A 13,124-nucleotide genomic window follows, 5' to 3' on the forward strand; every position below is an offset into this window, starting at 1 on the left:
TTATCCTGCCTCTCGCGAAACGGCTTTCCCGCTATCACGGCGATGGCCAGGGTGTCGTGCTCCGGGAGATGACGTTTCCGTCCTTTCCAGCGCAGAAGGACCCGGCGACAGGCGAGGAACGGATATCCCAGTGAAGGATCGGGAAGAGATGGGCAGCGTCCTGGTGACCGGCGGCGCCGGCTATATCGGCAGCCATGCCGTGCTCGCCCTTCGCGATGCGGGCTTCGCGCCTGTGGTGCTGGATGACCTGTCCACCGGTTTCCGTCAGGCGGTGCCGGCGGATATCCCCTTCGTCCAGGGCTCCGTCGGCGACGAGGATCTGATGGCGGAGACGATGCGGCGTCACCGCGTCTCGGCGGTGATGCATTTCGCGGCCTTCCAGATCGTGCCGGAGAGCGTCGAGCAGCCGCTGGAATACTGGCGCAACAATGTGGGCGGGGTTGCCGCCACCCTTGGCGCCTGTCTGCGCAGCGGTGTCCGCCATCTCGTCTTTTCCTCCACCGCGGCGGTCTATGGCATCCCCGAGACGCTGCCGGTGCCCGAGGATGCGCCCTGCGAGCCGATCACCCCTTACGGTTCCAGCAAGCACGCGGCGGAGCGGATGATCCTCGATGTCGCGCGGGCCTTCGGGCTTTCCACGGTGACGCTGCGCTACTTCAACGTCGCGGGCGCCGATCCGGCCGGGCGGGCGGGACAGCGTTCGCACCAGGCGACGCATCTGATCAAGGTGGCCTGCGAGGTGGCGACCGGGAAGCGCGACAAGGTGGAGATCTTCGGCACGGACTATCCGACGCCGGACGGGACCGGCGTGCGCGACTATGTGCATGTCTCGGACCTCGCCGATGCCCATGTCGCGGCGCTGCGCCATATCCTGCGGAACCAGGTCAACCTCACCATGAACTGCGGCTATGGCTGGGGTTATTCGGTGCGGGAGGTGCTGACGGCGGTGGAGCGGGTGAATGGCGCGCCGCTGCCGATCGTCGAATCGCCGCGCCGCGCGGGTGATCCGCCCTCCCTCGTCGCTGCCGTCGATCGCCTGCAGCGGACGCTCGACTGGCGGCCGCGCTACGAGACCCTGGACTTCATCATCCGGAGCGCGCTGGACTGGGAAGAGGCGCTGGCGGCGGAAAGCCGGCCCTGAGGCCGGGTTAGCCTGGACCCTGGCCCGGCCAGCCCCGCCGCCGGGCAGGGCGGTCAGGACGCCAGCGGCACCGGCGCACCGGAACGGCGCTCCGTCGCCAGCCCGGCATAGACCTCTTCCAGCCTGTCCACCACCTTCGTCGAGGCATAGTGCTTCTCGACGAAGGCGCGGTTGGTGGCGCCCATGCGCTGCTGCATCTCCGGCGAGCGCAGCAACTTGAGCAGTGCCTCGGCCATGGCCGCCGGGTCCTCCTGCGGCACGATGAAGCCGCCGGAGCCGTCGGGCGGGAGGAGATAGGGCAGGCCGCCCGTGTTCGTCACCACCAGCGGCTTGCCGCAGGCCATGCCCTCGATCGCGGTCGTGCCGAGAGGCTCGCCATGCGAGGGAAGGACGTAGATCGCGTGCTGGCGGAAGAACTCCACCGAGCTGTCGCGGGGGACATGGCCCTTGGTGTGGATCCGGTCGCGGCAGGGAAGCGTCGCGATCATCGCGTTCACCTCCTCCCAGTGGTCGCCCCGCCCGATGATGCTGAGCGTGGCTTCGGGCACCTCGCGGGCGACGATTTCGAAGGCTCTGATCAGGTCGAAGATGCCCTTCCGGCGGGCGACGCTGGTGTAGAAGAGGATGCTGAGCGGTCCCTTCTCGGGTGCCTCGCCGGAGGGGGAGAAGAGCTCGGCATCGATGCCGTGATGCATGGTGATGATCTTGTTCTTCACCATCCCGGGCACGGCGATGCGGTCCATCGCCGCCGGGGTGGTCAGCATCAGGCTCGTCGCCTGCCATTGCTGCAGGAAGCAGATCGCCCAGCGGACGCCGCTTTCCAGGCGTACCTTCAGGCTGTCGCGGTTCTGGTCCGGCCAGCGCGCCACATAGGTGCCGAGCAGCACCGGCAGACCGCATCCCACCATGCCGAGCGAGAGCCCGACGAAGACGGGATTCATCTGGTGGACGATGTCGATCGTCTCTTCCTTGCGCAGCTTCTCCAGCAACAGCCGCGTCCGGACCATGTATTCCAGGCGCTTCAGCGGGCCGGGCCAGGACTGCTTGATCGGGTGGAAGGTCACGTTGCCCGGCATGGGCTCCTTCAGGTCCACTTCCTGACAGGCGACATGCAGGCGATAGCCCCGGTTCGCGAGTTCGCGCAGGAAGCCGCAGGCGATCAGCCCATCCCCGTAGAGGCGGTGATCCGTCAGCAGGTCGGACGGATGCACGATGAAGATGGTGGGCTTCCGGGTGGTCATGGATCAGCGCCTCACTGACGTCGCGGTTCCGCCGGGAGGGCCGTGGCCATGGGCATGGCCCGCGATGGCCATCGGCCGGAGCGGACCGGTCCTGGCAAGAAGGGGGTGCCCGGTACGGGCGGATTCCGGGCCGGCATCGCTCAGCGCAGCCTGTCGGAGGTGTCGGGCGCCGCGGCGGACCAGGCGGGGGTGAGCTTCGCCTTCGGGGAGCCGAAATAGGCCTGCCCGAAACGGCGCGCCGCCTGCTGCAGCGGCGTATCGACGAGATGGTGGAAGGCATAGCCGATCAGGATCGCGACGGCCGAAGCCGCCAGGATCACCGGGACCTGGAAGCCCGCCGGCATGAGGCCGTACTTCCAGATGAACTTCCCCATCAGCACCAGCGTGCTGAAGTGCACCAGATACACCGAGTAGGAGATGGCGCCGAGCATGACCAGAAAGGCCGGCATGCGCAGCATCCCGCGCCATTCCACCAGGGTGCCACCCAGCAGCGCCGCGCCGGAGAAGCCGCCGGCGAGGATGGCGGTGTGGAAGTCGAAGGTGTTGGTGGGCTCGGGCGCCCGTAGCGCGATCAGCCAGAACAGGCCGCCGCAGCCCAGGGCCAGCAGGAGAATTCCAGGGAGGCCGGTGCTGCGGAGCCGCGGCGACAGGGCCAGCCAGGCGCAGAGCACGCCGATCCCGAATTCCAGGGCCTGTGGCCGCAGGAACTGCGCCCAGGGCGAGGTCAGGTCGGCGCTGATCAGATGAAGCAGCACGATGAGCGCCTGCCAGAGCAGGATCAGCCCCATGCCGAGGCCCAGATTCAGGATGGCCAGCGCGAAGACCGCGTAGAAGAAAACCTCATAGACCAGCGTCCAGGTCACATTGACCAGCGGGATGCCGCTCTGGGGCAGGAGCAGGAAGCTTGCCACCACGCTCCAGGTATCCAGCTTCTGCGATTCGCTGGCATGGGCACCCGTCAGATAGGTGGCCAGGGCCAGGGTGCTCATGATGAAGACCGCGGGATAGATGCGCGAGAAGCGCCGCCACAGATAGCGTGGACAGCGGTCCGGCCGCCCGAGATCCGCCTGATGGACGAGGGTGATGATGAAGCCGCTCAGGACGAAGAAGATATCCACGCCGAGGGCCCCGTTGGACAGGATGCGCTCCATGATCCCGCCGACAGGCTCGTGGCCCACGACGACCTGCGCATGGAACAGCACGACCAGCACGGCCGCGAGTCCTCGCATGGCCTCTATCCACTCGATCCGGTGGGATGTCGCGGGCAATGCGTTCGTCATGACCGAGGAACCCCCACCTGTTTCACGCCCCCATCATGCGGCCATTGGCCGTCACGAAGCCATCCTAATCCGGCTGGCCGTGAAGGTGAGGGCGGTGGCGAGCATGATCCAGTTCAGGACACCGACCTCGGCGATATGGATAGCGCCGAGCGGAAGCTGGATGAAAGCGATGATCACCAGTGCACGATAGAGATAAAGTTTGGAGCCAGGCTGCGGATCGGACTGGAAAGTCGCCAGGATCAGCATGAACAGGCTGATGAAGTAGCAGCTACCGCCGAAGATGCCCAGGGCGCGGAAGCTGTCCAGTAGGCCGCTGTCGACCACAGCGCTCCCCGTGCCGCTGATGCTGGCGTAGTAGTTCAGCCCGAAGCCATCGCCGAGCAGCAGGTTGTCGTTGTCGATGAAGAATCGCGCATATTGCATGAGGCGCTCGGCGCCGCTCGCATCAGAGTTGAGATTGCTGAGTGAATTCAGCCTTTGCTCGAGAGCGAACTGCATCTCCGGGATCAAGGCCAGGAAGCCTGCGCTGAAGACCAGCACGATGGCACCCAGGGAGATCCGCATCTTCTCCTGCGGTGTGCCCCAGAGGAGCAGCAGGACCAGGCCGAGCGAGGTCGCGCCCCAGAGCGTGCGGTACTGCGCCAGGGCGAGGCCGAGGGCGCAGGTGATCATCACCGGCACCGAGATGCTGAACGGGCGGCTCATCGCGATCAGCAGCGCCACCATCAGATAGGCCGCCATGGAGCCCGGCGAGTTCATGGTGGCGAAGACGCGCAGGGAGAAGGCGCCAGGCACGCCGACGGAATCGAAACCCAGCAGCCGGACGTTGTTCACCCATTCCGCATCCCAGGGGGTGGGATAAATGAACTGCATCAGCCCGTAGATGCCCATGACGGGTGCCGCCACCAGCAGGGTGGAGGTGATGACCTGCCGCATGGCGGCGCCACGCTGCCACTGCGACAGGATATGGAGCGCGATCAGCGGCCCGGACGCCCATTTCAGCAGGTCGGTCATGCCGAGCATGAAGCGGTCCTGCAGCACGGCGAGCAGCGCGCCATAGGCGATGCTGCACAGGATGGCCACGAAGGGCCCCGTATAAGGGTTGCGCCCCGGCGCCAGATAGCGCAGCGCCGAGAAGGCGCCGAGCATACAGATCAGGTAGGGCGCGGTCAGGATCAGGCTGGAGACCTGGAAGCCGCCCTGGTAGTCGGCCAGGCGCCGCACCAGTGAGGCGAAGCAGAACAGCAGGATCGTGTAGCCGACATACCAGGGCGAGCGGTGCAGGTAGAGGAAGCCGCCCAGGAACAGCGCCAGGGCCGGATAAAGGATCCGGGCCAGCGGTGCGGCGCCGCCGAGATAAAGGACGATCGGGATCAGCAGCGCCGCCGACACCGACAGGAAGGCGCCGAGGCTCAGCAGCCCCGGATCGGCCAGCCGGTCATCCAGCGTCGGGCGGGAATAGCGGCTTCTTGCGGCAGTGAAGGTGATCGACACGCCAGCGGACCTCGTTTCTGTGCCCGGTCAGGACCGGGCGAACTTCCGCGCATAGCCCAGCAGTTCTGCCGGGAGCACGGAAAGGCGGGGACGGGGCAGATCAAGGACACGCGGCATGCCGGCCAGCATCATGATCATGCGCACCAGCGAGGACATGGTGGCCGCCACCGCGGCCCCCATGGCACCCATCACGGGAACCAGCAGGAACAGCCCCAGGCCCAGGGTGACGAAGGCGGCCACCTGGGCGATGGACACATAGCCGGGGCGGCCCATGGCCAGATAGAGCTGGCTCGTGACCTGCGCGAGAGCGGAGAAGGCTTCCTCCACCACCAGCACCAGGAAGAGGGCATGCGCAGCGCCGAACTCCTTGCCATAGAGCAGGGAGAGCGCCGGACCGCCCAGCACCCAGACGACGATGCCGGCCAGGATCACCGCCACCAACATCAGGCGGAAGGTCCGGTCATGCAGGGCGCTCGCCTCCTCGGGCGACTTGCCGGCCATGGCGGGCAGCATCACGGCGCTGGCCGCGGTCTGCAGCACCATCAGCAGGCGCGACAGGCTGAAGGCCACGAGATAGAGGCCAAACTCCTCCGGCGAGATGACCGCCACGAGGAAGAGCCGGTCCAGGTAGAAGGTCAGGCTGCCCAGCGTGCCGATGCCCACCGCGCGCACGGTGTAGGACATGAGCCCCGGCAGCCAGCGGCCCGGATGGCTGAAGCGCGGCGGCAGGATGCGCCAGAGCTTGAACGCGATCACGCAGAGGCAGACTGCGGTCGAGCTCCACATGGCGAAGGCCGATACAGCCGGCGTCAGCCCGATGGCGAGCGCAGCGGCCACCAGGAAGACCAGGTAGAGCGCCGGGTCCAGCCAGCTCATCGCGTTGAAGGAGCCGAAGCGGTCCAGCGCGGTGAAGGAGTTCTTCAGCAGCACGGCGAAGAGCGACATCACCGTCACCACGGCGGCATAGGGCGCCAGCGCCACCACTTCCGCCGGGTAATGGCCGGACATGGCCATCGGGATGGCCACCACCGCCGCCACCGCGCCGACGAGGCCCAGCACGAAAGCCAGGAGGATGGAGGCGCCGAGCACCTCCGCCTGCTCCTCGGGCTTCGCGTTGCGCATGTAGTAGACCTGCGCCAGCGGCAGCCCGCCGATGATCATGGTGGACAGGAAGGTCGGCCAGAGGGTGATGGCGCCGAAGGCACCCCGCCCTTCCGGCCCGAGGAGACGGGCGGTGATGATGCCCGTCCCCACATTCAGCCCCAGCACCAGGAACTGCGTGAGCAGCGTCTGGGCGAAGGCGAAGCTGGTGCCCCGCCCGCCCAGCACGCCCCGGACCAGCCGGGTGGAACCCTGGCGAAGGCCCAGCAGGCGCCCCCCGGTTTCGCTCCGCCCGCTCATGCCGCATCACGCTCCGGGTGTGACGCGAAGACGGAGTTTGGCAGGGACACTGCGGTCATCGGGATTCCGCTTCAGCCGTTCAGGTAGGAAAGCGAGAGCTGGTTGGACGGATAGCCGGTCGGGCCGGTCCGCTTCGGGTCGGTCGCGTTGAGCACGAAGCCCGCGATCGGCAGCCGCGCCGTGCGGAAGGCCTTCACCGTGGCGGCCACGGCCGCGGAGGGCGTGGAGCCCGCCCGTACCACCAGCAGCGTCTCGTCCACCGAACGGCCGATCAGCAGCGCGTCGGAGACGGCGGAGACCGGCGGCGTGTCCACGATGACATAGTCGTAGGTGGACCGGGCCGCGACGATCAGCGGGCGCAGTCGCGACGGTTCCAGCAGGTCCTGCGGCGTGGCGTTGGTGCCCTCCGAGGCCAGCACATGCAGCGGCGAGGACGGGTCCTCCCGCGTCGCCTGCACCAGCGAGACGCGCTGCTCCAGCACCGCGATGGCACCGACATCGACCGGCTTCTTGAACAGCGTCCGGGCCAGGACGCCGCGGCGGAAATCCGCCTCGATCAGCAGCACCTGGAAGCCGGAGCTGGCCAGGCTGCGCGCCAGCGACAGGGCGACGCTGGTCTTGCCCTCGCCCGGCAGCGAGGAGGTCACGGCGAGGACCGGCGGGATGCCGCCCTCCCGCGTGGCCAGCATGCTGCGCAGGGTGCGCACCGCCTCCGCGCCGATGGAGCGCGGGTGGTCGGCCACCTCGTTGGCCAGCGTCATGTTGCGGCGGGCCGGCTTGGGCAGGGCGGCCAGGACCGGCACGCCGATCTCGGCCTCGGTCTCCTCCACCGTCTCGAAGCCCTTGCGGCGGCGGTCGAGCAGCAGCGCGATCATCGCACCCGTGGCCACAGCCACCAGGATCGCCACACCCAGGAACATCTTCTTGTTCGGGAAGGCAGGCAGCAGGGCCGGCGTGGCACGCGAGGTGAGGATCGCATCGGCCTGCTGGATGCCGACCTGCGTCGCCACCTGCTTCTGGCGGCTCAGCAGGCTCTCATACAGGGCGCGGGTGGCCGATGCCTCACGCTCCAGCCCCATCAGCTCGGCGCTGCTGCGCTCGCTGGTGGCGAGCTGCGACTGCAGGTTCTGCACGGTCTGCGTCAGCTCGGCCACGCGGGTGCGGGCGATGGTCGCCTCGTTGGCCAGGCTGCGCTGGATGCGTGCCGTCTCGGCACCGATCATGCGCTGGATCTCGGCGATCTGCGCGCGCAGCGGCTGGGCGGTCGGGTGGTTCGGTCCGGCCTGGCCAGCCACCTCGGCCAGCCTGGCGCGGGCCTGCACCTCGGCATCGCGCAGGCGGCTCAGGGCGTCGGAATTGACCACCTCGGTCGTGCTGCCGGCCGTGCTCGGGTCACGGGACTGGCGCAGCCGTGCCTCCCGCGAGGCGAGGTCGGCGCGGGCCTGGGCCAGCTGCGCGGCCACGTCGGCGAGCTGCTGCTGCGCCAGGGTGGAGCCGGCGCGGGTGCCGGCTCCGGCGCCGCCACCCAGGCTGAGCAGGCCGTTGCGCTCGCGATAGGCCTGGATCGCCCGCTCGGACTGGCTCAGGCGGTCGGACAGGGTGGCGACCTCACGGTCCAGCCAGCTCGTGGCGCTGGCCAGGGCCTGGTCCTTCACCGCCCGCTGGCGGGCGATATAGATCTCCGCGTGGCGGTTCGCGATGCGGGCGGCCTCGGCCGGGGAGGATGCCTCGAAGGAGACGGAGATCACGTAGGAACGGCCGTCATTGAAGATGGTGAGGCGGTTCCGGTAGGCGTTCACCACCTGCGCCAGGCGCGTGTCCGCATCCACCGGCTTCTCCTCCTCGGCCGCCGGCAGGACCTTCGCCAGGAAGGGGATGCGGCCGGCGATCCGCGTCAGCAGGGAGGGCTGCGGCAGGAATTCCGGATCATTGACGAGATCCAGGTCCTTCACGACCTCCCGCGCCACGGCATCGCTGTTCAGGATCTCCACCTCGGTGCGCACGACGTTGGAATCCATCGGCGCCGAGGGGTTGGCGAGCGTGGCGCTCACCTCGGTGAAGCGGATCTGGCGTGTGTCCAGCGCCACCAGGGCGGTGGAGCGGTAGCTGGCCTGCAGGTTGAAGATGACCAGCGAGGACAGGCCGACCACCAGCACCAGCCAGACCAGCATGAAGAAGCGGTGGCGCCAGACGGACTGCATGACCATGCCGATCGACATCTCGCGCGGTGCGTTCTGCACGATCTCCGCACGGACATTCTGCGGCTGGCTGGAACTCGGCAGCATGTTCATGCGGCGATCTCCGGGCAAATGGCCACTGGACGGGCCGATTCCAACAAATGAGCGACCCGCTCGGGGGTGCGCGGGGTGGCGAGGACGGGGCGCATGACGTTCTTCCACTCGGGCCGGTTGGCGGCGGACCTGGAATCATGACCTCGGCCGAAGGCCGGAACGGTAAGTCGATCGGTCACGGTGCCGCACGGGCCGGCGACCGGATTCTTTGTGTTCCGAGCCGAATTCAACCAGAGACTGGACATGCCAGCCTCATTCTCGCCGCATCTCTTTGGTGGAGAGCAAAGAGGCACGCCGAAGCGCGAGGTCATGACTTTGTGGCCTCCAGGTTGTTCCTAGGGTGGTCTCGGCTCCGGTGGCGGTTGTGCCGGGCCAGGGCGGGTTTCGAAAAAGGGTGTGCATGGTTAAGAGACAAAAATCAACATCAAAAATCGTAACGTCGTATCATTAATGATACCAACTTCGTGAGTTTGAGCCGTGCTGCCCGGTGTTGTTCGGTGCCGATCCTGACATTGTGTATTAGGATCGCCGGTGTGGTGTTTGGTCGCTATGCCGAAAATCAAAATAAGATAAAAACAAAATCAAGAAAAATAAGAAATATCTTATGCCAATCGTGAAAATTTTCTAAAAATGATTTATTTTTTACATTATTTTATTTGATAATGATTGGAACAGCAAAAATATATAGCAAAATTAAAGTTAATTCATAAGTGTTTTTCTTGAGAATATCAGATTTGTTTTTTGTTTACCACATATGCTGCAAAGCAGCAAAGAAAAAATTCATCGCTCCAGCAAGAATTTCATAAATATCTTACGGAGATATAGAGGTGGAGTTTCGTGATGTGGAATACTACTTCCGGTATTCATGACTGCGCCTATGTGCCCATGTATTCATCACTGCAACCATGACGTGCATTGCCCGAAACTCTTCCGGGGGAAGGAGCCGTGCCGCCGGTGAATTCGCTGAAATCTTGCCGGGAAGGCCGCCGTTCCAGGCTGGTGCATCCGATGATCCCGGCAGGGAGCGGATGTCAACCCGCCCCCCGGCGAGCAACAGGATGGAGGGGCTGGGCCAGGAGCGGTTCCTACCGCCCGGCGTTCTCCATCTCGGCCGAGCCGAGATAGCGGAACAGTGTCTGCTGCCACCATTCGCCCCGCAGCGAGTCGAGCAACGCCACGTCCAGGGAGCGGCGCAGCGCATTATCCTCCGGTAGGGCCACGGCGTAGTTCTGCACGTCGAGATTGATGCCGAGAAGCTGGAGGCTGGAGAAATCCTGCCGGATCATCCAGCTGAGCAGGGGGCGGTCATAGACGAAGGCGTCGATCTGGTGCCGCTGCACCGCCTCCAGCCCATCCCGGGGCTTGGCGAAACCGCGCCAGCTCACCCGCTGCCCCGACAGGAACTCCGCGGCGGAGGAGCCCTCCACCACGCCGACCCGCACGCTCCGCAGGTCGTTCACGTTGCGGACCAGCCCCTGCAGGCGCTGGGTCGTCAGGGCGGAACTGACGCCGGCGATGAAAACCGCGATGGTCACCACCGAGGCGATCATCCAGACCGTGGCGAGGATGCGGCCCGGTGTGGTCACCGGTCCGTCCTGTGCCGCGCCCGCCTGCGTCATGGCGACGGCGGACCACCAGACCCCCGCCGTCAGCCCCCGCATCGCGCCGCCGCCATAAGGCTTGTTGTGCCGCCGCTCGAAAAGCCAGATCAGGAAGCCCACCGCCAGCGCGATGCCGAGCAGCGCCAGCACGGTCTGGAGGAAGCTGAAGGACAGGAAGGTCCGCAGCACCGGAAGCCAGGCCGTCACGCCCTCGGAGGGGACGGCCACCCCGAGGCCGGTGGCATAGAAAGGCTGCGTGAAGTCGATGACGCGCTTGCGGGCGGCGGTGACGGTGATCGCCGCCACCCCGGCATCGACCCGCCCGGCCGCCACGGCATCGACCAGGTCCTGTACCGTGGCCAGTTCCACGAAGCGGTAGCGCAGGCCCATCCCCTCGGCGACATGGCGCCAGAGATCGATGCTGATGCCCTGCCATTGCCCCTCCGCGCTTTTCATCGCGAAGGGGGGCGCCTCCTTGGTGCCGATCACCAGCTCCCGCCCGGCAAGGGCTGGCGGCGGAGACGCCGCCGGTGCCCCGGCCGGCTGCGCCAGGGCGGCGCCCGGCGGCAGCCAGGCCAGAGCCAGGGCCAGCAGCAGGAAAGCCAATGGCCTGGAAGGCCGCATCAGAAGTTGCTGGGCGAGGCCGGTGGCACCGGCGGCGGCACCGGCAAAGGGGAATCCCTGCGCAGCTCGTCGCGGATCTCCGTCAGCAGCTTCTCGGTCGGCGTCGGCCCGGCCGGCGCCTTTTCCTCCAGCGCAGTGGTGAAGTGGAAGCGGGCCAGCATCTTCAGCAGGAAGAAGATGGCCAGGGCCACGATGCCGAACTTGATGATGGCGTTGATGAACCGGCCGATGGCGAGCACCGCGGCCCCGCCGTTGCGCGTGGCGTCGAGCGAGGGCTGCCTTTCGCCGGACAGCACGACGAAGACATTGGAGAAGTCGATCCCGCCCACCAGAAGGCCGATGATCGGGTTGATGATGTCCTCGACGAGGCTACCGACGATGGTCGTGAAGGCGGCGCCGATGACCACGCCGACCGCCAGGTCGATCACGTTGCCGCGCTGGATGAAGGTCTTGAACTCGCGCACCCAGGCTGGTTCGCTGACTTTGATCGCCATGGAATCTCGCTTCCTGGAATTGTTGCGGCCGGGAGCCTAGCCATCTTCCCGGAGGAAGAGAAACCCCACGTTGCCGTGCGTGCCGCCCCTCAGCACTCGATGACATTCACCGCGAGGCCGCCGAGCGAGGTCTCCTTGTACTTGTGCGACATGTCGAGCCCGGTCTGCCGCATGGTCCGCACCACCTGGTCCAGGCTCACCAGATGGGAGCCATCCCCATGCAGGGCGAGGCGCGCGGCGTTGATCGCCTTCACCGCCGCCAGGGCGTTCCGCTCGATGCAGGGCACCTGCACCAGCCCGGCGATCGGGTCGCAGGTCAGGCCCAGATTGTGCTCCAGACCGATCTCCGCGGCATTCTCCACCTGGGCGTTGCTGCCGCCCATGGCGGCCGCCAGCCCGGCCGCCGCCATGGCGCAGGCGGAGCCGACCTCCCCCTGGCAGCCCACCTCGGCGCCGGAGATGGAGGCGTTGCGCTTGATGATGGCGCCGATGGCCGCCGCCGCCAGGAAGAAGGCCTCGATCCCCACCGCATCCGCGCCGGGCACGAAGCGGTCATAATAATGCAGCACCGCCGGCACGATCCCGGCCGCGCCGTTGGTGGGCGCCGTCACCACCCGGCCGCCGGCGGCATTCTCCTCGTTCACCGCCAGGGCATAGAGGTTCACCCAGTCCATGCCGATCAGCGGGTCGGCCTCGTTGCGTCCCTCCCGCCCCTGCAGGGCGCGCCGCAGGGCCGGGGCGCGGCGGCGCACCCGCAGACCACCTGGCAACTCGCCTTCCTCGCGCAGCCCGCGCTCGACACAGGCCCGCATCGCTTCCCACAGCCGCGCGATCCCGGCCGAGACCTCGGCGGCCGGGCGCAGGCTTTCCTCGTTGGCCCGCATCAGCGCGGCGATGGACAGGCGCGCCCCCGCCGCCCGGGTCAGCAGCTCCGCCGTATCGGCGAAGGGATAGGGAATCCCGGGGCCCGCATCGGGGAAATCCGCGGGCGTCTCCTCCTCCGCACCGACGACGAAGCCGCCGCCGACCGAGAAGTATTCCCGCGCGAAACCCTCCGAGGCCCCTTCCGCCCAGGCGGTGAAGCGCAGTCCGTTGGGGTGGCGTGGCAGGTTCTCGCGCATGTGGAAGACGAGGTCCTGCGCCGGGTCGAAGGGGATCGCCCGCCCGTCCGGCAGGGGCAGACGATGCGTGGCACGGACCCGCCGGGCCCGTTCCGCTGCCTGGTCCGGGTCGATCGCCTCCGGCCGGGCGCCGGTCAGGCCGATCAGCACCGCCGTATCCGTGGCATGGCCGCGGCCGGTCAGGGCCAGGGAGCCGAACAGCTCGGCCCGCAGCCGGGCGATCCGCAACCCGGCGGCGGCGGCCTCCTCCAGGAAGCGCCGCGCCGCTACCATCGGCCCCACCGTGTGGGAGCTGGACGGGCCGATGCCGATCCGGAACAGGTCGAAGAGACCGATGAAATTCTGCCGCGAAGGGGTCACGCCGGCCGTTGCTCCCTGACAGGGCTGATCACTGACAACATCCATTCGCCTGACAGCCTACATCGCCGGGCCGCCA

Annotated in this window: 9 protein-coding genes; 1 reads left to right on the forward strand and 8 read right to left on the reverse strand. The window is 67.1% G+C overall.

Features of this window, described 5'->3' with window-relative positions:
• Positions 1-130: 130 nt before the first annotated feature.
• Positions 131-1,141, forward strand: coding sequence for a UDP-glucose 4-epimerase GalE (gene galE, locus MVG78_RS04125; RefSeq protein WP_345892858.1), 1,011 nt, complete (start codon positions 131-133; stop codon positions 1,139-1,141).
• Positions 1,142-1,194: 53 nt separating this feature from the next.
• Here galE and MVG78_RS04130 read toward each other — a convergent pair whose 3' ends face one another.
• The 8 genes from MVG78_RS04130 to MVG78_RS04165 form a co-directional block, all read right to left on the reverse strand.
• A complete protein-coding gene (locus MVG78_RS04130; protein WP_247558446.1) occupies positions 1,195-2,382 on the reverse strand; it encodes a glycosyltransferase family 4 protein in 1,188 nt (395 codons plus the stop codon).
• Between the two features lie 140 nt (positions 2,383-2,522).
• Complete coding sequence (locus MVG78_RS04135; protein ID WP_247558448.1) at positions 2,523-3,611, reverse strand: acyltransferase family protein; 1,089 nt, start codon at positions 3,609-3,611, stop codon at positions 2,523-2,525.
• Positions 3,612-3,713: 102 nt separating this feature from the next.
• Positions 3,714-5,156 (reverse strand): hypothetical protein, encoded by a 1,443-nt coding sequence (locus MVG78_RS04140; protein WP_247558450.1) that lies wholly within the window; start codon positions 5,154-5,156, stop codon positions 3,714-3,716.
• A 27-nt stretch (positions 5,157-5,183) separates the two neighbouring features.
• Positions 5,184-6,557, reverse strand: coding sequence for a lipopolysaccharide biosynthesis protein (locus MVG78_RS04145; protein ID WP_247558452.1), 1,374 nt, complete (start codon positions 6,555-6,557; stop codon positions 5,184-5,186).
• A 71-nt stretch (positions 6,558-6,628) separates the two neighbouring features.
• A complete protein-coding gene (locus tag MVG78_RS04150) occupies positions 6,629-8,848 on the reverse strand; it encodes a GumC family protein (protein WP_247558454.1) in 2,220 nt (739 codons plus the stop codon).
• A 1,085-nt stretch (positions 8,849-9,933) separates the two neighbouring features.
• Entirely contained in the window at positions 9,934-11,073 is a 1,140-nt protein-coding gene (locus MVG78_RS04155; RefSeq protein ID WP_247558456.1) for a transporter substrate-binding domain-containing protein, read from the reverse strand.
• A complete protein-coding gene (gene mscL, locus MVG78_RS04160; RefSeq protein ID WP_247558457.1) occupies positions 11,073-11,567 on the reverse strand; it encodes a large-conductance mechanosensitive channel protein MscL in 495 nt (164 codons plus the stop codon). Before mscL ends, MVG78_RS04155 begins: the two co-directional genes overlap by 1 nt.
• An 89-nt stretch (positions 11,568-11,656) precedes the next feature.
• Positions 11,657-13,048 carry an L-serine ammonia-lyase gene (locus MVG78_RS04165; RefSeq protein WP_247558459.1) on the reverse strand — a complete coding sequence of 464 codons (1,392 nt, stop codon included), beginning with the start codon at positions 13,046-13,048 and terminating at the stop codon, positions 11,657-11,659.
• Between the last annotated feature and the right edge of the window lie 76 nt (positions 13,049-13,124).

This window comes from Roseomonas gilardii subsp. gilardii, assembly GCF_023078375.1.
Taxonomy (GTDB): domain Bacteria; phylum Pseudomonadota; class Alphaproteobacteria; order Acetobacterales; family Acetobacteraceae; genus Roseomonas; species Roseomonas gilardii.

What these genes read in the sequence shown, in the direction of transcription:
- MVG78_RS04130 (WP_247558446.1), bottom strand. Translation starts at nt 2,382, where the DNA reads ATGACCACCCGGAAGCCCACCATCTTCATCGTGCATCCGTCCGACCTG.
- MVG78_RS04135 (WP_247558448.1), bottom strand. Translation starts at nt 3,611, where the DNA reads ATGCGAGGACTCGCGGCCGTGCTGGTCGTGCTGTTCCATGCGCAGGTC.
- MVG78_RS04145 (WP_247558452.1), bottom strand. Translation starts at nt 6,557, where the DNA reads ATGAGCGGGCGGAGCGAAACCGGGGGGCGCCTGCTGGGCCTTCGCCAG.
- MVG78_RS04150 (WP_247558454.1), bottom strand. Translation starts at nt 8,848, where the DNA reads ATGAACATGCTGCCGAGTTCCAGCCAGCCGCAGAATGTCCGTGCGGAG.
- MVG78_RS04155 (WP_247558456.1), bottom strand. Translation starts at nt 11,073, where the DNA reads ATGCGGCCTTCCAGGCCATTGGCTTTCCTGCTGCTGGCCCTGGCTCTG.
- mscL (WP_247558457.1), bottom strand. Translation starts at nt 11,567, where the DNA reads ATGGCGATCAAAGTCAGCGAACCAGCCTGGGTGCGCGAGTTCAAGACC.